Raw genomic sequence first — 21,938 nt, forward strand, 5'->3', positions numbered from 1 at the left:
TTCAAAAATTTTTTAAAGACCCTTCCTAATCGGTTTTAGAACGCTTATGGGAGGTCTGAAAAATGGGAGACAAGACCAAGGTTCAGGTTAGCAAGCTCAAGCCCGGAAGGTACATCCTCATCGACGGCGAACCCTGCAGGATCGGCAACATAACCGTTTCCTCGCCCGGAAAGCACGGTTCAGCCAAGGCCAGGATCGAGGCCGTTGGAATCTTCGACGGCAAGGTCAGGAGCATCGTCAAGCCCACCAGCGCCGAGGTTGACGTTCCGATCATCGACAAGAGAACCGCCCAGATCATCGCCATGACCCCGGACACCGTCCAGATCATGGACATGGAGACCTACGAGCTCTTCGACATCCCGATCGAGGGCGGCGTCGCCGACGAAGTCAAGGACCAGCTCAAGGAGGGCATCAACGTCGAGTACTGGGAGACCCTCGGCAGGATTAAGATAATGAGGCTCAAGGGCGAGTGAGCCCTCTCCGCTCTTCTATTTCCCGCAACCTTTTAAGAGGACGCTCCAATTCTCCCTGGAGGTGCGAGTATGGACTTCCTGTACACCTACGAGACGCTTAAGCTTGAGTTTCCACTTGTTGGGCCTGAAGAGGCCAAATTTGTTATCCTAGGTGTACCCTTCGACGGAACGACCAGCTTCAAGCCCGGCGCGAGGTTCGGGCCAACGCTCATCAGGCACGCGACGCTCAACCTCGAGAGCTACATCCTCGACTACGACGTTGACATAGCGGAACTTCCCATAGCAGACATTGGGGATGTGGCAGTTGTCGCCGGCGACCCCCGTAAGACCGCGGACAGGGTTAGGGAAACCGTCGAGGAGCTCAAACGTGTTAATCCCGGCGCTATCCCGATACTTCTGGGCGGCGAGCACTCCCAGACCCTGGGGGCGGTTGAGGCGCTTAAGCCTGCCAGCTACGTCGTCTTCGATGCACACCTCGACCTGCGCGAGAGCTACGAGGACAACCCCTACAACCACGCCTGCGTGGCGAGGAGGATAGGCGAGCTGGGAGTCAGGGAAGCCATGTTCGGAATAAGGAGCGGCACGAGGGAAGAGGTCGAGTACGCGGAGAGGGAAGGTATAGCTTGGGTTCACGCTAGGGACTACGACTTCGATGCCTTCGTTGAGCTGGTGAAGCCCCTCCCGGAGCCGGTTTACCTCTCGGTTGATATCGACGCGTTCGACCTTTCCCTGGTCCCCTCAACCGGAACCCCCGAAGCCGGGGGTTTGAAGTTCTGGGACGTTGTCGAAGCCGTGGAGTGGCTTGTGGAGAACAAGAGGATAGCCGGCTTTGACATAATGGAGGTCGCAGGCAGCGGGCTCGGTGACGTTACCGCGCTGACGGCGGCAAAGCTACTGTTCCACTTCATAGGGGCAATGGGAAAGAGAAGGCCCTGAACTTTTTCATTCTTTCACGTGATCCGGCTGGGGAAGTATGTCCACCGACGTGGTTCCAAACTGCACGGGGGCGTTTTCGAGGGGCTTCTTCATGGAGTACGGGTACTCCAGCCTGAAGACCATAAGTATTCCCGTTCCAAAGCCGAGCAGCTCCATAACGACGTCCTGCATCTTGTTGCTCATGCTCTCGTAGAGCCATGGCATGTCCGGCTGGAGGACCACCTCAAAGAACTCCCAGACAACCCCAACGAGAACGAGGGCGAAGAGACTTATGGAGACTATCTTCAGCGGGCTCCAGTGGAGGTTGTAGGTCCTCGACGATTCCAGAACGACCTCGTTGAATATGGCCCACGTCACGAGGCCGCCCAGGTAGTGGCTCGGGACGTCGGCACCCTTCCAGACCTGGTTGTAAAGGTCAAGCTGGAGGAAGGGGACGTTGAGAAACGTTATGTGGGCCGCCATGAATATCGCGAAGAGTGCGTAGATGCTGTCGTTGTAGAAGGGGCTGACCCACGGCCAGATCCTTCTGCTGGGGCGGGGGTATATCTTCCGGACGATGCTTGGAACGAAGAGGGCGAATAGACCCGCGGCCGCGCTGAAAATCTGGTCAAACTTTCCGTACATAAGGGTGCTGATAAGGCCGAAGAAAACGATGGCCCTGGCGATCATAATTATTCCCTTTTCCCAAGTCCTCATTCAAATCACCTAAACCCCCTCCACGTAATTCCATAATCCGCCGAACTTTATATACTTGCCGGCCAAAAATGGGCCGTATCCGAACCAAAATAAGCCAGAACAAAACCCAATCCCTTCGGGAAGCGTAAAAGGTAGCCTAGGAGTTGGGCCGGTAGCCGGCCTTCTCCATCTCCCTCTCGATGCTCCTCACCTCGAGCAGTTCTCTCCTGAGTACCGGAACCCAGAGGGTCTCAACGAGGACAGTGACTAAGACGGTGATTATGGTGACGCTGAGGATGGTTTCTCCCCACTGAATCAGGTCGGGGTTGTTGTACGTGATTCCGAGAGTCAGGGGGAGACTGGCCAGGGCGGCGGGAACGACGCCCCTCGGGCCCTCAAGCGATATGAACAGGTACTCCTTGAAGGAGCGCCACTTCAGGACGGGAAGGGAAGCAAGGGGTCTGGCGACCAGCATCAGAGCGAACGCTATGATAACGCCCTGCACGATGTGGCCCCTTATTATCCCCGGGTTCAGGCTCGCGCCCAGGAGAGTGAAGATGAAGATGGTGGATATGGTCGCGAGGCTCTCGTTGAAGTGAACCTCCCTCTCGACGGCCAGCATGACCTTCTTGACCACGGAGATATCGTCTCTGAAGAAGACCTTATGGTTGCCAAGAACGATGCCCGTAACGGTGGCCACAAGATAGCCCGAAGCCTGTGCCAGTTCACCGAGAAGGAAGCCCCCGAACGCCATCACAAGGGAGAATATGACGATCTCGGGAAAGTCCCTAACCTCCGTCCTCTTCAGGATGTTGTACCCGACAACACCGAGCAGCGCCCCCATGAGTATCGAGGCACCCATCTGGTACAGGAAGAAAACGACGGCCGCGGGGTAGAGACCGATGTAGCCGGCTATGGCCTCCAGGAACCTCGCGCTGGACGCCTCTGGAACCAGCATCGCGACGGCCACCGATGCGAGAACTATTCCCATCGGGTCGTTGAATATTGACTCGGTGACGATGACCGTCTCGATGTCCTCGCGAACACTGTACTGCCTGAACAGGGGAATTAATGTAGCCGGGTCTGTGGCACCGATGATCGCCCCGAAAAGGAACCCGACGATGAAGGGCACGTGAAAGAGCCACGAGAATATTCCGCCGATGATGAACGCGGTGAGGAGGAGTCCGATGGTGTCTAGGGCCAGTATGGTCTTGAAGTTCCTTTTGAGCATCTTCCAGCTGAGGGTGTGACCCTCCGTGAAGAGTATCATCACCAGGCCGAAGACGCGGATGTAGTTGAAGAGCTCGTTGGCAAGGTTCCGGTTCAGGAGCCCAAGAACGGGGCCGACCAGTATGCCGAGGAACATGAAGAGGGGAATGTAGGATACATTGAACCTCCTGCTCACGAGGAGTGAAACCAGTCCCACCGCAAGGACGACGAAGAACACGTAGACCAGCAGGTCAACGCTTGGAACCAGGACGTTCGATGCACCGGTCACAGACATCGCTATTCCTCCTGCAGATTTTGTCTTCAGAGTTAATAAGCATGCCGGGGAACTTCTTTTGTTATCCTTTTGGTACAATGTTCTAAACGTTGCCTCGGTGTCGCGTTCGACCCACAAAGCCTTAAATAGAACTTTTTCCACCAGCTGAAAATGGTGGTGGTCATGGAAGTCGAGTCCGCCCTTGAGAGATTCCACTCGCTCAAGCTGACCGACATAATGCCGAGATTCGAAACGATGCCCGTGGTAACGGCCGACTCCGACCTCCTCAGCGTCCTCAAGATACTCAGAACCAGACACCACGTGTGGGTGGTTGAGGGCAGGGAGAACATGAAGCTAGTGGGGGTCATCAGGTACAGGGACGTCATAGACGTCCTTCTGCCGCCGGAGGCCCACAAGTTCAAGCTGGGGATGACAAGCAAAACCATGCGCTCGATGCTCGGTGGCGCCACAAAGGCGGAGGACGTTGCCGAGAGACACGTGCTGACGGTGGAGGAAGACGCAACGGTTCTCGACGCACTGATGAAGATGCGCAAATACAAGATTCAGGTGCTGGCGGTCGTAAAGGACGGCAAGTTGGTGGGCGAGGTGAGCCTCCGCATACTGATAGACGAGCTACTCAGACTGCTGCGGGTGGGTGGTGCCCAATGGAGAGCGTGACGTGGCTGCTCTTCGCCCTTGGACTCTCGCTAATCCTCGCAAAGATAGGAGACAGTATCATCGAGCGCTACGAGCTCCCGGGAGTCCTCGGAGAGCTGCTGATGGGAATGATACTCGGAAACTTGGTCTACTTCGGCATAGTCGCGCCCCAGTACCTCCCGATAGTCAGCGGGGAGGCATTCACCACCGACATGACGGTGGTGGCCAACTTCCTCGCCAAGCTGGGCATAATATTCCTCCTGTTTCTCGGTGCCCTCGATGCAGACCTTGAACAGCTCAAGAAGACGGGCCTCACGGCCACCGTCTCGACGGTTCTCGGTGTCTTCGTTCCACTCGTGATCGGCTGGTTCGCCCTCATGGAGATGGGGTACCCGAGCAGGGAGGCCTTTGCCGGCGGTGTTCTCCTCACCGCAACCAGCATCGGCCTGACCGTCAGGGTGATGATGGATCTGGGGGTTCTCAAAAGCGAGGTTGGCGCGGCCTCCCTGAGTGCGAGCGTTATGGACGACTTTCTGGGCATAGCCCTCGTCATCTTTGCCGTCGGAAGCGGCGGCCTTCTGGAGCTCTCGGTTAAAATCGTGGCGTTCTTCATTCTGACCGGGGTCATCTGGTGGTTCCTCGTCGATTATTACATAAAGTTCGCCGAGAGGCTTCACGTGGAGAAGGGAATCCTCGGAGTGGTTCTCGGAATGATGTTCCTCTTCGCGGCCCTGGCGGAGGGCTGGTTCGCCGCGGCCATCGAGGGTGCGTTCATGATGGGCCTCGTCCTCTCGAAACTCCCCGAAGGAAAGCGCCTCATGGAGGACGTGAAGGCCATCGGCTACGGCCTGCTGATACCGTTCTTCTTCGTCCACACGGGAGCGATGCTCAACCTCACCGTTTTCGAGAATGCCAACGCCCTGATCCTCGCCGCCGTCCTAACTGCCGTCGCAGTCTTTGGAAAGGTGGCAGGAAGGGGGCTGGGAGCGTGGATAACCGCCTGGGGACGCGGAAGGGCTTTCCTCTTCACAAAGAAGAACCTCTGGATGTCGCTCCAGATGGGCATCGGTTCGGTTCCGAGGACGGAGGTTGCGCTCGTTGACCTGATGGTGGCAATCCACGGCGGCGCAATAAGCCCGGAGCATGCCCCGGAGTTCATAGCGGCGACCCTGATATTCATAACGGTCTCCGTGCTGATAACCCCGCCGCTCCTCAAATGGGCGTTCAGGGAGGAGATAGAGACAACGAGGGCACAGAAGGCCAGCGCAAAGGTCAAGAGGATAGAGAGCACGAAGAAGAGGATAAAAGAACTGAAGGGCTCTGGGTGAGCCCGTTTCCTTTTCCACATCAGCCGAAGAAGGCCCCCATCATGTCCATCTGCTCCTCGCTCATGGATTTTATCTTGAACTCCGGCATCTTCGGAATCAGACCCTCGTAATCCTCTTTCGTTATCTCCTCAGCCTCTCCGTTCCTGACGCGATAGAAGATGCCGTATTCGGGGTCGCGGTACGCAACGAGGAACTCCTCAACCTCGATATCGCCGAAGTCCACGAATATCACGTTTCCGCCGGTGTAGGGCTTCCTGCACTTGAAGGGGAAGCTTGAGGAGTTGAGCATCGCATCGCCGAGGGCCTGGTTGGCCTTCTCCCCGTTTATCTCGGTCCAGAACCTCCTTCCCTCGAAGTCGCCCTCAACGACTATGAGAAACCTCTTCCCGTCGAGCTCGACGAGGGGGGCCCCTTTCTCCGAGAGTATCTTGAACAGTCCGCCGATTGTCTCGGCGTTTCTAAGGGAAGCAACGAATCCTTCAACTTTCATAGTTTCCACCAGGGGAGGTTCGGGAAGGTGGTATAAAAGCTTAAGCTTTTTATTTGGGACGCCAACCCCCATTTGATGACCTCTGGAGACGGGGCGTACCTCAGGAAGTGGGGTATCGTAATGGTGTTCTCCATACTGGCCGGCCTAGTGGGTGGTATAGGGGCCGTAGTTTTCAGGGTTCTGGTGACCCTTGTTCACGGGTTTTTCTTCGGGGAACTGCTCCCCAGGGTTTCTTACGAGGTAGGAAGCTTTAATCTCGGGTACCTGCTCCTCCCCACGCTCGGCGCGTTCATCGTCGCGTTCTTCGTGATCACATGCCCCGAAATCAAGGGGAACGGCATCCCCGAGGTCATAGAGGCGGTCATATTCAAGGGGGGCAACATCCCCGGAAAGTTCGCGGTTCTGAAGACGATAGCCACAGCGATAACCATAGGCTCCGGGGGAAGCGTTGGGCGCGAAGGTCCCATAGGCTTCATAGGCGCGGCTTTAACCTCCATCCTCGCGCGCTGGTTCAGCCTCTCAAAGGAGATGAAAAAGCTCCTAGTCACCTGCGGTCTGGCGGCAGGTATAGCCGGCACCTTCAACACCCCGCTCGCGGGGGCGATGTTCGCCCTGGAAGTCGTCTATATGGGCGCCTTCTCGATAAACCTCGTGCCCATATTCATCGCCGCCGTCACCGGGAACGCAATTACCCTTGCCGTCCTCAACAGGGCGGTGGAGATAGACATTCCAGGAGGCATCGGTCACACACTTCCAGAGCTCCCCCTGTTCTTTCTCCTGGGCCTGAGCCTCGGCCTCCTGGCGGCGTTCTACGCGCGGTTCCTCTACCGCGTGGTTGACGGGTTCTCGAAGGCCAACGTGCCTGAAATCATAAAACCCGCGATGGGCGGCTTTGGAGTCGGCGTTCTTGGGATGCTGTTCCCCGCCCACGGCATATTCGGAATAGGCTACGAGGGAATGAAGATGGCCTTCTATGGGGAGCTGACGATAGGGCTCCTCATCGTCCTCGGGCTGGTTAAGATGCTGGCCACCACCCTGACGATAGGATCCGGCCAGAGCGGCGGCGTCTTCGCCCCGAGCCTCTATATAGGAACGATGTTCGGAGCTGCCTTTGGAGAGGTCGTGAGACTTCTCTTCCCGGGTCTCGGCTCGAATCCTGCTGTTTACGCCCTGGCCGGAATGGCCGCATTTTTCAGCGGCATGACCCAGGCACCGCTAACTCAGATACTGATGGTCACGGAGCTCACCAGGAGCTACGCCGTTCTGCCCGCAGTAATGACCTCCGCGACCATAGGCTTCCTAACGGCCAGGTTCTTCCTTAAGGGGGAGTCTATCTACACCCTCAAGCTCATCAGAAAGGGCTACCACGTGAAGACCGGAAAGCCGGTCATACTCGAGACCATCTCCGTCGGCGAGATAATGACCCGCGAGCCCGTCTACGTCACCGAGAACCAGACTCTCTTTGACGTGGAGCACCTGATAGGCGAAACCGGTCACGACTGCTTCCCTGTGGTCAACGAAAACATGGAGGTAGTGGGCATAGTCGGCATAAAGGACATCCTGAAAAAATCCCCGAGCGTTAAGCGGATGCCGGTGAAGCGATTCATCCGCCGGCCCTACGGGGTAACTTACCCGACGGAGACGGCCGAGGATGCCTTTGAGAAGCTCATGGCCTACGACCAAAACCTTCTGCCCGTCCTGGAAAGCCCCGAGAGCAGGAGGCTCATCGGAGTCGTGACCAAAAGGGACATATACCGCGCCTACTACCGCGGTCTGGAGGGAATGTACATAGACTGAGGTGGTTTCATGCAGGTTGATGCCGACCTTCACATACACTCGCGCTACTCCAAGGCGGTCTCAAAAGCCATGACTATTCCCAATCTCGCCGAGAACGCAAGATTCAAGGGTCTCGGGGTAGTCGGAACGGGCGATATACTCAACCCGAAGTGGGAGGAGGAACTGCTCAGGTACACCGAGAAGGTGGACGAGGGGACCTACGAGAGGAACGGGATTCGCTTCCTTCTCACCGCAGAGGTGGAGGACAGCAGAAGGGTGCACCACGTCCTGATCTTTCCGAGCATCTCCACCGTCCGGGAGATGAGGAAGGAGCTGAAGGGGTACTCACAGGACATAGACACCGAAGGAAGGCCGAGGGTTAACCTTTCCGCGGCAGAGATAGCGGATATTGCCAACGAGTTGGGAATCCTAATCGGGCCTGCACACGCCTTTACTCCCTGGACTGCCCTTTACAAGGAATACAACAGCCTCAAGGAAGCCTACCAGGGGGCAAAGGTGCATTTTCTTGAGCTCGGCCTCTCGGCGGATTCGGAGATGGCGGACAGGATAAAATCCCACCACTCTCTGACCTACCTCAGCAACAGCGACGCCCATTCCCCGATGCCCCACCGCCTCGGAAGGGAGTTCAACCGCTTTGAAGTGAGGGACGCAACATTCGAGGAGATACGGAAGGCCATTCTGAAGCGCGGGGGGAGAAAAATCGTCCTCAACGCAGGCCTTGACCCCAGGCTGGGCAAGTACCACCTAACCGCCTGCTCCCGCTGCTACAGGAAGTATTCCCCTGAGGAGGCGAGGGCATTCAAGTGGAAGTGCCCGAAGTGCGGCGGCAGAATAAAGAAGGGCGTTCACGACAGAATCCTCGAGCTGGCCGACACGGAGGAGAGACCAAAGGACAGGCCGCCCTATCTCCGCCTAGCTCCCCTCGCTGAGATAATCGCGATGGTTATAGGCAAGGGGGTGGAGACGAAAGCAGTGCGCGTAATCTGGGAGCGCTTTTTGAGGGAGTTCGGGAGTGAAATAAGGGTTCTCGTGGATGTCCCGCTGGAGGGCCTGGCGGAGGTCCACGAGGAGGTTGCGAAGGCAATCTGGGCATACCGGGAGGGCAAGCTGATAGTGATCCCGGGCGGCGGAGGAAAGTACGGCGAGATAAGATTGCCAGAGGAGATAAGGAAGGCGAGCATAGCGGAGCTGGAGAGCCTTGAGGTCGAGGTTCCAAAGGAGGAATACCGGCCGAAGCAGACGAGCCTCATGAAGTTCCTCCGGGGAGCCCCTAAGTGAAGCACCTGCCCCTCGCGCCTGTTCTTTTTGTCGCCTTTCTGCAGGCTTCTTTCAGCTTTTCTGCATTCTCCTCGGGGACGCCGTCGTAGGTGAAGTCCCACGTCCCCATCTCTATCCCGGCGGCGTACTTGATTTTGCCGTTCTCCCGCAGGATTGGGTAGAACCCGACGTGGAGGTGGTAGAAGCCGTAGGTTCCTTTGAACGGCGCCTGGTAGAGCATCATCGTGTAGGGCATTTCCCTCCCCAGAACGGTGTTGAGGGTTCCCGTTGCAACGCGGAGGGCGTCGGCCAGGTCCGCGAGCTCTTCCTCCGTCAGCTGGGTGAGCCACTGAACGTGCCTCTTCGGATAGACGTGAACCTCAAAGGGCCAGCTCGCGAAGAAGGGCAGGAAGATGGCGAAGCTTTCGTTCTCGTATATCGCCCTCTCACTTTCCAGCTCCTCGCGCAGAATCCTGCAGAAGAGGCACTCGCCGGTGCGCTTGAAGTATCTCCTCGAGTTCTCGATTTTGAGACGAACCTTGAGCGGTATGAATGGAGTCGCATAGAGCTGACCGTGGGGGTGGGTCAGGCTAACACCTATCTCCTCCCCCTTGTTCCGAAAGATCAAGAGGTAGGCAACGCGGGGATTTTTCTTCAGTTCTGCGGTTACGTTTTTCCATAATTCAACAACTCGAACCATAGCCTCAAGGGAAAGCTCGTCGAGGTCTCTGAGGCCGTGCTCCGGCGTTTCGACGATCACGCTGCACTGGCCGAGCGCCCTTGCCCTCCGGTAGAACACTTCTTGTTCAGGCCGGGGTGCATCGAAGGAGAGCATCGGAAACCTGTTCGGGAGCAGAAGAACCTCCCAGCCGTAACCGGTCTCCTCGCCACCAGGGCAGAAGGGGCAGAAGTTCCGCGGCCTCCATGGGCGTTTCTTCCTCACCGCCGAGACCATGACCCACTGACCGGTCAGGGGATTGTACCTCAGCTCCCGCATCTTCACCACTGGATTAGATTGGCGAAGGGGCATAAAAGCTTGGCGAAGGCTTTAAATCCCATGACTCAACTGGGAGTGAGGGATAGAGGTGGAGAGGGAGATAATCGAGCTCTTCAGAAGGCACCTCAAGCTCCAGGGAGACCTGCCTCTGGGGGACGATGCCGGGGCTATCAGACTCGGTGACGAATGGTTGGTCGCCACCAACGACATGCTCGTGAGAAAAACGGACGTTCCGGATATAATGACACCCGAACAGGTGGGCTTCAAGGTCGTCACCATGAACGTGAGCGACGTCGCGGCTATGGGAGCGAGACCGGTGGGGTTTCTCTTCTCACTGGGCGTTCCGCGGGATATTGAGATGGATTACCTCGAAGGCGTTGCGGAAGGGATAGGAAAGGCCCTCGAGTTCTACGGGGTTCCCGTTCTCAGCGCCGATACGAACGAGGCGGACGATTTGATAATAGACGGAATCGCCCTTGGGAGAACGAAGAGACTTCTAACCCGGAGCGGGGCGAGGCCGGGTGACCTGGTTTGCATTACCGGCGACATCGGCAGGGCCCTGGCGGGGCTCCTCGTGTGGAGGCGCGGCCCCGACGTGCCGAAAAAGATAAGGGAACCCCTCTATGAGAAGCTCCTCGAACCGAGGGCCAGGGTCCCCGAGGGAATTGAACTGAGCGAGCTTGCGAATGCGGCCATCGACGTAAGCGACGGCCCGAGCAAGGAGCTACACCTCCTGGCCCAGATGAGCGGGGTGAGGATAGAGATCGAGGCCCAAAAACTGCCGATCAGGGAGGAGGTTAGGGCAGTAGCCGAGGCCCTGGGGCTGGACCTGATTGAGATGGCCCTCGCGAGCGGGGAGGAGTTCGAGCTGATCTTCACCATCCCGGAAAACCTACTGGACGAATGTCCCGTGCGATGCACCGTCATCGGAAGGGTTCTCAAAGGAGCTGGGGTTTACATTACCATCGACGGAAAAAGACAGGAGATGCCCGTTCTCGGCTGGGAACACCTTAACCGGGAAGTAAAAGGGGGACGTATAGAGAGATGTTCCGATAACGTTTTAAAATCCTAGGCCGACTTAAGGTAGGTCGTGACTATGCTGGGGAGCCTTACCACGTCGGCACAGCAGTATTTTTCAGTGGTCGTTAGCGCGTCCCTCAAGTACCTAACCCTGGCCTTTCTCACGTACTACGTGAGCGTCGTTCTCTACGGCATCCGCTGGAAGCTCGTTCTGAGGGGCGTCGGCAGGGACGCCCCCCTGCATGAACTCGTCAAGGCAATACTCGCCTCGATTTTCATGAACAACGTTACCCCAATGAGCAGGAGCGGGGGAGAACTGCTCAGAATGGCGTGGGTTTCCAAAAAGGCCAACATCCCCACGGGAGTTTCCGCGGTTAGCATAGTCTACGAGCGCATACTGGAGACCATCCCCATATTCGCCCTGTTCCTCGTGGGCATGATGTACTTCTCATCCGGGGAGCCCATTCCCTTCGTGATCCTTGGCATAGCAGGGGTAGTTCTGATATGGATCAAGTGGGACGCCTTCGTGAGGCTCTCGCTCCGCGTCTTCCGAACCCCCGTGACGGATGAGGAGATGCGAAAGATAACCGCACTCCGGAGCATGCACAGCCTCAACATGGCTGCAGTCCTGCTCAGCTCCACCGTCTGGCTCCTCGACGTCGTCAGGCTGAAACTCATAGCCCTCGCCTTTGGTCTCAACCTGGCGTGGAGCTTCATAGCGGTGATTTCAATCGCGAACCTTCTCTTCGGCCTCGTCGCGTTCACCCCAGGAGGGGTGGGCATAATCGAGGGCGGCTTGGTGGGGACACTCACCTACTTCGGAATCCCCATGGCGCTCGCGGTTTCGATAACCCTCCTGGAGCGCTTTGTATCGTACGTCGCCAGCAGTATAGTGGGGCTAGCGGTTCTCCTGACGTCCGGAGGGGTTGAAATATGGAAAGCCTTAAAATCGCAATAGCAAGCGACTGGTTCTATCCGAAGATAGGGGGAATAGAATCACACATCGATGAACTCGCCCGCAACCTCGTTCTCATGGGGCACGAACCCTACGTCCTGACCCACGACTACAGGTACATGAAGCCGTACATTGACAGCTTTCCCTATCACGTTGTCAGGTTTCCCGCAACGCTCTACTTCCGCAAATACCACTCCAGCATAGGGATTTCCCAGCTCTGGAGGATAAACGAGTTCTACAAGAGTGAGGGGTTTGACATAACCCACGTCCACAGCATATACTCGCCCCTGGCAGTTGCCGTGTCAAAGATATCGAGGGGAGTCAGGAACGTTCCTGTTGTCGCCACCAACCACTCCTTCTATGGAAATCCTCCCCTGGACTCCCTGATCGGTCCCTTCATAAGACACCACCTCAAGCGGATAGACACCTTCGTGGCCGTCAGCACCCCCGTCGCCGAAGACACCAGGAACCTGCTGGGGAAGGAGATCAACGGGCGTCCGGTCGTCGTGGTTCCCAACGGGATAGACGTCAGGAAATGGCGTCCCCCCGAGCCCGAGGAGAGGGAGAGGGCCAGAAGGGACATCGGGGTGAGGGATGAGATAGTCGTGCTTTACCTCGGGAGGATGACCGAGCGCAAGCAGGCCCACAGGATACCCCTGATGATGAGGGAGGCGCTAAAACGGAGCGGAATTCCGAAAAGCAAGGTGAAGCTCATAATGGTAGGAAACGGCCCTATGCGCCCTGTGCTGGAGAGAAACCTCAGGGAAACCGGCATCGGGGAGATAACCGAACTGTACGACTTCATGGAGAGGGGAAGGCTTCTCCCGCTGTACTGGGCGGCGGACCTGGTTCTCATGCCCGGCATCCTCGAGGCATTTCCCGTCGTGGGACTTGAGGCGATGGCCACGGGAAATCCCGTCATCGGCCGGAACGAGAGCGGGCTGTCGGATATGGTAGTTCATGGCATCACGGGCCTGCTTGCCGTGAGTGAAGAGGGGATGGCGGACAACCTCGCCAGGGTTTTCGAGGAACCGGAACTCCTTGTGGGAATGGGAGTGGCCGCCAGAGAGCGGGCCAGGAGGGAGTTCTCATGGGGGGTCGTGCTCAAGAGACTCCTCCGGGTTTACAGGACGACGATTGAAGTGGGCTCGGGGGTGGACAGGAGGTACCTCACCTACAAGCTGATGAGGAGGCTGGGATGATGCTCGTTTCAATAACGTTTGACGTTGAACACGACTGCCCGCCGTACCTCACGACGACGCGGGGCATGGAGGACGGGCTTCCGAAGCTGCTGGATTTGATGGCGGAGAAGAGGGTAAAGGCGACCTTCTTCTTCACGGCGGAGATGGCCAGGCGCTTTCCGGAGCTTGTTAAACGGGTCATCGATGAAGGACACGAGCTGGGAAGCCACAACTACAACCACGAGCGGCTGGACAGACTCACCAGGGCCGAGGGTGAAAGGGCCATCGTGAAGTCCCTGAAGGTGCTGAGGGAGTTCGGGGAGGTCCTCTCGTTCCGCGCGCCCAATCTGCAGTTTCCGGATTACTATTATGGTATACTGGAAAGGAACGGCATCCTGGTGGATTCGTCGAAGGCGACCTACAAGGGCTACCGGATGGGCGTGAGGTTTTTCGGTGATGTTCTTGAAGTCCCAGCATCTACCACGAGCTCGGTCATAAGACTACCTTGGAGGGCGCAGAAGCTCATCCATGCCCACCTGAAGGAGCCCCGCGTTTACTTCGCCCACCCCTGGGAGTTCGTTCCCATGCAGAGGGAAAAAATCCGGTGGGACTGCAAGTTCAACACTGGAGACAAGGCCGTTGAACTGCTCGGAAGGCTTATCGACTATTACAAGAGCCGGAATGCGAAGTTCCTGACGATGCGTGATTACCTTTCTCTTTATGGAGGTCTCACCTTCTAGTAGGATGTAATAAATGACCTCACTAGCCTTGAATCAGGAAAGCGATACTCTTTTAAGGCTTAAGATTCATACTATATTCTAAAATGAAGCGGGCAGTAACAGTAAGACTCCAACCATCAAAGGAGCAGGCAAAAATCCTCCACCAGTTAGCTGACCTTGGAGCAAAAGTCTGGAACAGAGTAAACTATCTTCGAAGACAACAATTCTTCCAAGAGCAAATCGTGGATTTTAACGGCACAGAAAAAACCGTTTACGAGGAGTTTAAAAGAGAAATCGGTTCAGCCACAGTCCAGCAAATAGCGAGGAAGAATGCGGAAGCCTGGCGTTCATTCTTCACCCTCCTTCGGAAAAAGCGGAATGGAAAACTCCCCAACTGGCTCAAACCAAAACCACCAAACTACCTCAAAGAAGACGGGAGAAGGAAACCCTTAATCGTTCTTAGGAGAGACCAGTATAGGATTGACGGGAACAAACTAATCCTCAAAGGCCTTGGGAAGTTTAAACGCCTTGAAATTCAATTCAAGGGGAGAATACACTTGAAAGGAAAGCAGGGAAGGTTAGAAATCACTTATGATGAGATAAAACGCAAGTGGTATGCTCACATGAGCCTAACCGTCAAGGAAAAACTTGAGGGCGGGGAGTGGGTTAGCATCCCAAGAACTCCAAAAGAAGGCCTTTCAGCAGGAATTGACTTGGGGGTTAACAACTTAATGGCCGTTTACGTTGAGAACGGTCAGAGCTTTCTCGTGAATGGGAGACCTCTCAAGAGCATTGACTTTTATTGGAGGAGAAAAATCGCCGAGTACCAGTCCAAACTCAATAATAGCGGAGCTAAAACGAGCAGGAAACTCAGGAGAATGTATGAGAAAGCCAAACTTCAGGCGAGGCATTACATTAATACTGCCGTCAGGCAGACGGTTAGAAGGCTTTACGATTTGGGAGTTTCTAAGATTGTGGTCGGTTATCCGAAGGGAATAGCTCGGAACTCTGGTAAGGGAAAAAAGCAAAACTTCATCCTCTCCCACGTTTGGAGGTTTAATTACCTTATCAAACGCTTAACCGAGGTCTCTGAGGAGTATGGTATTGAGGTTTTGATTGTCAATGAGGTGTTTACTTCTAAGACGTGCCCCGTTTGTAGGAAGCCTCATGAGGGGGCTCGCTTCGTTCGTGGTCTTTATTCGTGTCCCGCAACGGGGATTGTTTTTAACGCAGACTTGGTTGGGGCTTTTAACATTTTGAAGAAGGTGGCGAAAACCATAACCCCGAACTTGGGTGGCTTGTATGCTCAAGGGAGGGGTAACGGGGGGAAGACCCTCCCCGAGGGGTTGAAAACCAATTTATCTTGGGTCTAAATGAGACCCCTCAAACCTCCCCGTCAATGGCGAGGGGTTAACCCTCCTGAAAGGGGAGGAAGTCAGTACGAAGTATACCAAAAACTTAAACGGAAGTGAGCCTATTACAATGCGGTGAGAAGCATGCGTGAAGCCATGTACTGGGAGCCGCTCGAGGGCGGAAGGGTGAGGTGCAGACTGTGCCCCCTCAACTGCATAATAAACGAGGGCCAGCGCGGCTCCTGCAAGGTGAGGAAGAACATCAACGGAAAGCTCTACACGTTCAACTACGGCAAGGTTTCATCCATAGCGGCGGACCCCGTTGAGAAAAAGCCCCTCTTCCACTTCTGGCCGGGCTCCTGTGCGCTCTCGATAAGCACAGTCGGTTGCAACATGCACTGCAGGCACTGCCAGAACTGGGAGATAAGCCAGGCCGACGAGAACTTTCCGTACCTTCATGACGCGACCCCCGAGGGAATAGTGGCCCTGGCGAGAAAGTACGACTGCGAGAGCATAGCCTACACGTACAACGAGCCAGTGATATGGTACGAGTTCGTTCTCGATACCGCGAAGCTTGCCAAGGAAGCAGGTATATACAACCTTCTGATAACCAACGGCTACATAAACGAGGAGCCGTTCAGGGAGCTGGCACCGTACATAGACGCAATGAACATCGACATCAAGGCGTTCGATGACGCCTTCTACATGAAGATAGCCGGCGTTCCGGGCGGCGAGCCGAGCAGGAGAACCGCGGAGATAGCCAAAAAGGAGTTCGGAATCCACGTCGAGCTGACATATCTCATAATATCAAGGCTCAACGACAAAGAGGAGGAGATCAGAACCTTCGCCAGATGGGTGGTCGAGAACCTCGGGGACGACACGCCGGTTCATTTCTCCCGCTTCTTCCCGCACTACAAGATGACCCACCTCCCTCCAACGCCGGTCGAAACGGTTGAAATGGCCCACCGCGTTGCCCGGGAGGAGGGGTTGAAATTCATCTACGTCGGTAACATACCCGGGCACGATGGAGAGAACACCTACTGCCCCAAGTGCGGCAAACCTTTAATAGTCCGCTGGGGATTCAAAATCACCGAGTACAACCTGACCGACGATGGGAAGTGTAAGTACTGCGGCGAACCGATTCCCGTGGTGGGGGCATACCAAAAAAAGCGATATGACAGGACGTGGTGGTGAAATTGGAGACGATTGAGGTTATTTTCTACATCGAAGGCCTGGGAAGCGATAAGAAAGTTTTAGAAAGGGCTATGGAGGAGACCGCGGAACGGCTGAAGGCTGAAAAATCCATCAGGGTTCATGACGTGAGGGTGGAAGAGATAATCGAAGACCCCGACAACGACACGTTGCCGTACTCCGGAATGATAGAGGCAAGGATCTCAGGACCCCTCAATGCGGTGTTCAATACCGCAGTGCGCTACGCACCGGCCGCCGTGGAGGTCCTATCCCCTCCAAAGATTGAGGTGGACGCAAAGGGACTCATGGAACTGCTTGGAGGGCTTTCCTACGCCATGGGGCAGCTCATAGACAAATTTGGCCCTTTAGCTGCCTATCCTTCCCTGGAAGAGTTTCCCGAGCCCCAGATAGGGTACAGCAGGGAGGAGATTGAAGAGTTCATTGTGGAGGACAGAAAAATCCTCTACCGCTTTGTCGTGGAGGTCTTTGGGGACGACGAGGAAACCGTCACCAGGAATTTTGCAAAGGCCCTCGCGTATGAGGGATGCACCATAAACAAACTCGTTCCTAAAGTCCAGAGCGAAGACGAGAACGGAAGGAAGTACATACTAATTGCGGCGGAGCTTCTGTCCACGTTTGAGAATCTAATCCAGCTGACCGCCAAATATTCTCCCGTGGCGATAGCGATACTGGAACCCGAAGTGGTGGACATAACCGCCCCGGAACTCCAGGGTGCACTGGCGGATGTGGCGGGTTTTGTCTACGAGCTCACGATGCGCCCCTTGAAAAAGCGCATCCTCGAAAAAAAGAACACCGAGTTCAAGCTAAACCCGTAAGGTATTATCGTCAAAAGGCGAAAGGCCTATAGTCATTTAATTAAGCTCCCTTTCATTTTTACGGCAATGAGCGAGCTTTTTTTAAGCATAGAAAGGGTCTGAAAGCGAAAAGTATATATACCCCTTAAGGGCAGAAAATCAGTGACAACACATATTAGACCATTCCAGGGCGTAAGCCCAAAGTTAGGGAGGTGTTGTGAAATGAAAGTGAAGAAGATCGCGGCGCTCGCCGTTGGTGCCGCCATGGTTGGAGCAACTATCGGCCTCGCCAGCGCTCAGCCGACCGTCCCGGAAATACCGAAGGACTTCTTCGTTAAGGACGGACAGCCCAACGTTAAAATCGTCGTTGGAAGCCAGGGTGCTGCTCTTGACGTTTCAAGCGCCGCTGACATAGCTGTCGCTCTCGGTACCATGCTTTACACCACTGAGGACGTTAAGGTTAAGGACGCCAGCGTCGTCGTCAAGAAGGACACCGCCTACGACCCGGACGACATCCCGGTGTTCGACAACACTTACACCGGCGAGTACAGGGACGGCGACAACCTCCAGGACCAGGCCTACTGGTGGAACGGCAGCTTTGACGCCGACGGCAACCCGATATTCAGCGAGACCCTCGACAACTCCGCCTGGGAGGATGGAATCTTTGACCAGGGATGGGACGTCCTCGTCCCGAGTGCCATCGAGTGGAAGGACGGCAACAACAACAACTACTGGCAGGACCCGAACGGAGAGTGGCACAGCGCCACTGACGTCATGCTCCACTACACCGTTAACATCGGTAAGGTCACCCTCAAGCAGCTCAACGACGACCCGACCGAGTACACCGACATCGACGACTTCAGCGACTTCACCCTCATAGTGGACAACGTCGTCGCCAACGTGACCTTCGCCATCAACGCATACGAGAAGACCCTCTGGGACCCGGTCCTCGGAGCCACCGGCACCACCTACACCGTCAGCGACCTCACGCCGAGCTACTACAGCCTCTACGAGAGCAACGTTATCTCCGGTGTTGAGGAAGGAGACACCATCGACCTCTTCGGCAAGACCGTCAAGGTCCTCGACATCGGAAGCGACTACATCGAGTATGGTAACGACTGGGGTGAGACCTACATCGACGCCGGCACCACCAAGACCTTCGGCGACTACACCATAAAGGTCCTCGATATCGACGTTAACCAGGCGAAGGCCCTCCTCGAGGTCTCCGGCCCGGCCGGAAGCGAGACGATTACCCTCAACACCGACGACAACCCCACCGAGACCCTCTTCAACGGAGGCATAAGGGTCACCCTCAAGGACACCTTCATCGGTATCGGCGGAACCACCAGCGTCAAGGTCGAGGTCCAGACCGACATCAGCTACATCGAGGACGGCGACGAGTTCATACCGGGATGGATCGCCCACCTCGGCATCAGCGGAGGCAAGCTCAACTGGTTCGCCCTCACCAACAAGGAGGAGCTCGAGGGCAAGGAGGTCAAGCTCTTCGACACCTACGTCATGGACTACCAGGCCAGCATCATGAAGAAGAAGAACCCCTCCGATGACAAGACCTACGCCGCCATGGAGGCATGGGTCGTCATCGACCCGCTCAAGCCGGAGTACGCCACCGAGACCCTCAGCGCCGGTGACGAGCTCGAGGGATGGACCATCGACGAGATAACCGCCACCGCTGACCCGGCCCAGGCCGCCGTCGTCAGCAAGATAACCACCCCGATAACCGTCCTCGACACCGAGGTCATGGAGCAGGGTCTTGACAATGTCGACAGCAACCTCATCCTCATCGGCGGTCCGGTCGTCAACAGCGTCACCGCTGCTCTCGCCGAGAAGCTCGAGGTCCCGAGCGACTACGACGGCTGGAAGGAGGAGTACGGCACCGGTGCCGACAGCGGCGTTGTCAAGTACGTCGCCGAGTGCGGCGACATCAACGGCTACGGCGTCGTCCTTGTCGCCGGTACCGACAGGGAGGGCACCGCTGCCGCCGCCAAGGCCCTTATGGAGTACCTCGCTGGCCTCAGCTGAAGGCCTTTTCTTCTTCCTTTACTTCCCAACACTTCTAGGAGGTTTCCAGAGTGTCAAGGAAGTTCTTGGTCGCGCTCCTTCTGGCAGTCCTGATTCTCTCGCCCATCGGCTACCTGCTGTACGGGTACTCCAAATATGACCTCTCAGTAAACCCGGACAAACCCGCTCCGGAGCACACATACATAGTACTCAGGTTCCCAAGCGGCCAGTACGCTGTTTTCACGCTTCCCCAGTACGTCAATCTAACAATGCGCGGATTCAGAATACCTGAGGGAACAAAGGGCTACGCCATCAACGTTACGGGGTATATAACGGGCATACCCGAAGTTGATGTAAACATGACGATGAACGCGCCCTACCAGCGCTTCACAATCGTGCTTGGAGACCCCAGCGTCAAGGCCTGCTCCTCCAATCCTGAGGAGTTTACGGGGAGCTGCTCAGACCGCACCGCGGCAGTGGCTGAGATGAGTGCCTTCACCGCCACACTGTTTAAACGGTACTACTACGTTGAGGCCCTGAAGAACGGGATGGACGAGGCCAGCGCGAGACAGTACGCATACGAAGAGACCATGAAGCGCCACGACACCAGGTACCTCTCCTTCATGACAAAGACCTCCCTCGGGCTGGGGAGGATAGGCAACAAAGACCACCTAGCGGTTGTGCTGCTGGGTCCGGCGGAAGGGGCCGAGGTGAACAGGGTCATCGTTCCCAGACCCGGGCTGATAGTCCTCGAAGGCAAATCCGACGGCGCGCTCCGTGCGGAAGTGGTGTTAATCGAAAAAATCATGCAGTTTAAGTGGCCCACCGAGAACCAGACCACTACTTCAGGGTGATTACATCCCCAAGGGTTTTCCTTTTCTCTTCCCCCACCACCCGGAAGAATTCATCCTTGCTCCCGAAAGGCCTCTCCGCCAGCACTCTCACCGCGGTTTTCTTCCCAATCCCCGGCAGGTACTGAAGAACCCTGGGGCTCTCGCGGTTGACGTTTATCGGGACGGGAACTCCCGTGATGCTCCGGTAGCCGTGTCCAACTATCAGGACGTCGTAGAACCTGTTCGGGGGCACCTCTTTGGGCATGCCCACGATAAGGGGATAGCTCCCTATCTGCCTGCCGTGGGTCAGGCCGTTCTCAAGGACCTCCGCGCGGACATCGCGGAGGATGGTTCCCACGGGAACAACGCGCCTGAGCATCGGTAAATCAATCTCGTGCCTTATCTTGTATTTGTAGTGCTGGATGAGCTTCTTGTGCTTCTCGGTTTTTACTTTATCCCTCATGTGCCACAGTGGGGTTCCCGGGAAGACGACCACCTGTCTGATGTTTATCCTGCGGACCATCAGCCCATCGTCCAGGAGCCTCTTGAAAAACTGGAACGTCAGCTCGTAGCTCTTCTTCCTCTCCCCCGGAAGGCCAAAAATCACGTTTATCCCGGGCAGGAGCCACGGCATGCCGTTGGGGCCCCTCTTTGCCCCCACTTCGTTGAGTATCCTCACCGCCTCGTAGGTCTCCTCGGCGGTAGCGTTCAGGTTGTTGAGCTTCGCCACCTTCGGGTCGGCGCTCTCGAGGCCAAAGGCAACGACGTTTCCGGGGGTTCCGTACTCTATTAGGGTCTTGGCTATCCTAACGCTCTCCGCGGGGTAGTTGGCTATGACGGCGGGGTTTGCGTTGTCCACGTGGAGGGTCTTAAGCCCGGGCGCAACGGAGCGAATACCCCGGAAAAGCTTCTCCAGAGCCCCGGGATTGGGTACCGGGACCCTTCCGTCCGGTTTGGCCATATACGAGAATATACAGCTCTGTCTGCCGACCCTGAAGTGCCTCACCCCCAGGGTGTAAAGGGCCTCGACCTCCGCAACGACGTCCTCAATAGGCCTATCCTCAACGTTCCTGTAGCGCACGGGCTCGGTGCAGAAGGAGCAGCCGCCTATGCCCATCGCCTTGGGGCAGCCACGCTGGGTTTCTATCTCAGCTATCACGAAGTCGGGAAAGTCGGGAAACTGCCTGACCACCTCCGCCCCGAGCAGCGCGTAGTCCCTCAGCTCCCCGTAGGTTCTGAAGCGGAATGGGTCGGCATCGGACGGATTCACGAGATAGTCGTGCAGAAACGCCTCGAGATCGCCGTAGACGATGTGGTCAAAGACGGACTGGGCAAGGAGAAGCTCGCGGGAGGTTATCCTCGTCCCGCCGGCGTGGGCGGAGCCCATGAACGCCGGGCCGCCGAGGATTTTAGCCCCTTGAAACGGCCGGAGGAACCTCGCGACCTCCTCGACCTGGGACGGGACGGCTGAGAGGTACTTACCGGGGGTGTGCAGGCCACCTATGTACACGATAACGTCCGCCCTCTTGAGTATCTCACGGGTTCGGGGGAAGTTCGGAGTCTTGTTCTTAGTGGCCACCCCCCTCTCACCCTCAAGGGCGGCCCTCAGGTCATCTATAGTTAGATAGAAAATTCTCGCGTCTCTTCGAGCCTTTTTTACGGCGCCATACGCATAGCGCGGGTATATCCCCAGATACGGGGGGACACCAAGTCCTGCGGGCTCGTCGGTGTAGCCGTCGATGATGGCAACTATCATGGTG

Annotated in this window: 19 protein-coding genes and 1 pseudogene; 15 read left to right on the top strand and 5 right to left on the bottom strand. The window is 56.4% G+C overall.

The window, feature by feature from the left end:
- Window positions 1-62 precede the first annotated feature (62 nt).
- Together FPV09_RS04000 and speB are read left to right on the top strand one after the other, a co-directional pair.
- Window positions 63-473, top strand: coding sequence for a translation initiation factor IF-5A (locus tag FPV09_RS04000; protein ID WP_058938592.1), 411 nt, complete (start codon window positions 63-65; stop codon window positions 471-473).
- Between the two features lie 69 nt (window positions 474-542).
- Complete coding sequence (gene speB, locus FPV09_RS04005) at window positions 543-1,409, top strand: agmatinase (RefSeq protein ID WP_148882462.1); 867 nt, start codon at window positions 543-545, stop codon at window positions 1,407-1,409.
- 6 nt (window positions 1,410-1,415) lie between these two features.
- On the opposite strand, the gene FPV09_RS04010 is transcribed toward speB, so the two are convergent.
- Window positions 1,416-2,105, bottom strand: coding sequence for a hypothetical protein (locus FPV09_RS04010; protein WP_148882463.1), 690 nt, complete (start codon window positions 2,103-2,105; stop codon window positions 1,416-1,418).
- Window positions 2,106-2,241: 136 nt separating this feature from the next.
- Window positions 2,242-3,588, bottom strand: a complete 1,347-nt coding sequence (locus tag FPV09_RS04015; protein ID WP_148882464.1) for a cation:proton antiporter — start codon at window positions 3,586-3,588, stop codon at window positions 2,242-2,244.
- 162 nt (window positions 3,589-3,750) lie between these two features.
- Here FPV09_RS04015 and FPV09_RS04020 point away from each other — a divergent pair, with 162 nt between their 5' ends.
- Window positions 3,751-4,245 (top strand): CBS domain-containing protein, encoded by a 495-nt coding sequence (locus FPV09_RS04020; protein ID WP_148883670.1) that lies wholly within the window; start codon window positions 3,751-3,753, stop codon window positions 4,243-4,245.
- Window positions 4,233-5,552 (top strand): cation:proton antiporter, encoded by a 1,320-nt coding sequence (locus FPV09_RS04025; protein WP_148882465.1) that lies wholly within the window; start codon window positions 4,233-4,235, stop codon window positions 5,550-5,552. Before FPV09_RS04020 ends, FPV09_RS04025 begins: the two co-directional genes overlap by 13 nt.
- 19 nt (window positions 5,553-5,571) lie before the next feature.
- Here the strand turns inward: FPV09_RS04025 and FPV09_RS04030 are convergent, their stop codons facing one another.
- Entirely contained in the window at window positions 5,572-6,042 is a 471-nt protein-coding gene (locus FPV09_RS04030; protein ID WP_148883671.1) for a hypothetical protein, read from the bottom strand.
- Window positions 6,043-6,117: 75 nt separating this feature from the next.
- Here FPV09_RS04030 and FPV09_RS04035 point away from each other — a divergent pair, with 75 nt between their 5' ends.
- Window positions 6,118-7,839 (top strand): chloride channel protein, encoded by a 1,722-nt coding sequence (locus FPV09_RS04035; RefSeq protein WP_148882466.1) that lies wholly within the window; start codon window positions 6,118-6,120, stop codon window positions 7,837-7,839.
- A 9-nt stretch (window positions 7,840-7,848) separates the two neighbouring features.
- Window positions 7,849-9,117, top strand: coding sequence for a TIGR00375 family protein (locus FPV09_RS04040; protein ID WP_148882467.1), 1,269 nt, complete (start codon window positions 7,849-7,851; stop codon window positions 9,115-9,117).
- On the opposite strand, the gene galT is transcribed toward FPV09_RS04040, so the two are convergent.
- On the bottom strand, window positions 9,110-10,093 hold the full coding sequence (galT, locus tag FPV09_RS04045; protein ID WP_148883672.1) for a galactose-1-phosphate uridylyltransferase: 984 nt from the start codon (window positions 10,091-10,093) through the stop codon (window positions 9,110-9,112). The two genes, FPV09_RS04040 and galT, sit on opposite strands and share 8 nt — an antisense overlap.
- Before the next feature lie 88 nt (window positions 10,094-10,181).
- Here galT and FPV09_RS04050 point away from each other — a divergent pair, with 88 nt between their 5' ends.
- The 9 genes and pseudogenes from FPV09_RS04050 to FPV09_RS04090 all read left to right on the top strand — a co-directional run bounded on the left by FPV09_RS04050 (window position 10,182) and on the right by FPV09_RS04090 (window position 20,199).
- On the top strand, window positions 10,182-11,165 hold the full coding sequence (locus FPV09_RS04050; RefSeq protein ID WP_148882468.1) for a thiamine-phosphate kinase: 984 nt from the start codon (window positions 10,182-10,184) through the stop codon (window positions 11,163-11,165).
- 24 nt (window positions 11,166-11,189) lie between these two features.
- A complete protein-coding gene (locus tag FPV09_RS04055) occupies window positions 11,190-12,071 on the top strand; it encodes a lysylphosphatidylglycerol synthase transmembrane domain-containing protein (RefSeq protein ID WP_148883673.1) in 882 nt (293 codons plus the stop codon).
- A complete protein-coding gene (locus FPV09_RS04060; RefSeq protein ID WP_148882469.1) occupies window positions 12,047-13,270 on the top strand; it encodes a glycosyltransferase family 4 protein in 1,224 nt (407 codons plus the stop codon). The genes FPV09_RS04055 and FPV09_RS04060 overlap by 25 nt, the downstream gene beginning before the upstream one ends.
- A complete protein-coding gene (locus FPV09_RS04065; protein ID WP_148883674.1) occupies window positions 13,270-13,989 on the top strand; it encodes a polysaccharide deacetylase family protein in 720 nt (239 codons plus the stop codon). The genes FPV09_RS04060 and FPV09_RS04065 overlap by 1 nt, the downstream gene beginning before the upstream one ends.
- Window positions 13,990-14,072: 83 nt before the next feature.
- Window positions 14,073-15,382, top strand: a pseudogene (locus tag FPV09_RS04070) (RNA-guided endonuclease InsQ/TnpB family protein).
- Window positions 15,383-15,464: 82 nt separating this feature from the next.
- On the top strand, window positions 15,465-16,514 hold the full coding sequence (gene amrS, locus FPV09_RS04075) for an AmmeMemoRadiSam system radical SAM enzyme (RefSeq protein WP_148882471.1): 1,050 nt from the start codon (window positions 15,465-15,467) through the stop codon (window positions 16,512-16,514).
- Window positions 16,511-17,347: a hypothetical protein gene (locus FPV09_RS04080; RefSeq protein WP_342781730.1), complete on the top strand. Its 837-nt coding sequence runs from the start codon at window positions 16,511-16,513 to the stop codon at window positions 17,345-17,347. Before amrS ends, FPV09_RS04080 begins: the two co-directional genes overlap by 4 nt.
- A gap of 201 nt (window positions 17,348-17,548) precedes the next feature.
- On the top strand, window positions 17,549-19,366 hold the full coding sequence (locus tag FPV09_RS04085; protein WP_148882473.1) for an S-layer protein: 1,818 nt from the start codon (window positions 17,549-17,551) through the stop codon (window positions 19,364-19,366).
- A gap of 50 nt (window positions 19,367-19,416) precedes the next feature.
- A complete protein-coding gene (locus FPV09_RS04090) occupies window positions 19,417-20,199 on the top strand; it encodes a hypothetical protein (RefSeq protein ID WP_148882474.1) in 783 nt (260 codons plus the stop codon).
- Here the strand turns inward: FPV09_RS04090 and FPV09_RS04095 are convergent.
- Window positions 20,186-21,934 (bottom strand): radical SAM protein, encoded by a 1,749-nt coding sequence (locus tag FPV09_RS04095; RefSeq protein WP_148882475.1) that lies wholly within the window; start codon window positions 21,932-21,934, stop codon window positions 20,186-20,188. The two genes, FPV09_RS04090 and FPV09_RS04095, sit on opposite strands and share 14 nt — an antisense overlap.
- Between the last annotated feature and the right edge of the window lie 4 nt (window positions 21,935-21,938).

Origin of the sequence: Thermococcus aciditolerans, from assembly GCF_008152015.1 — an archaeon.
Classification (GTDB): Archaea; Methanobacteriota_B; Thermococci; order Thermococcales; family Thermococcaceae; genus Thermococcus; species Thermococcus celericrescens.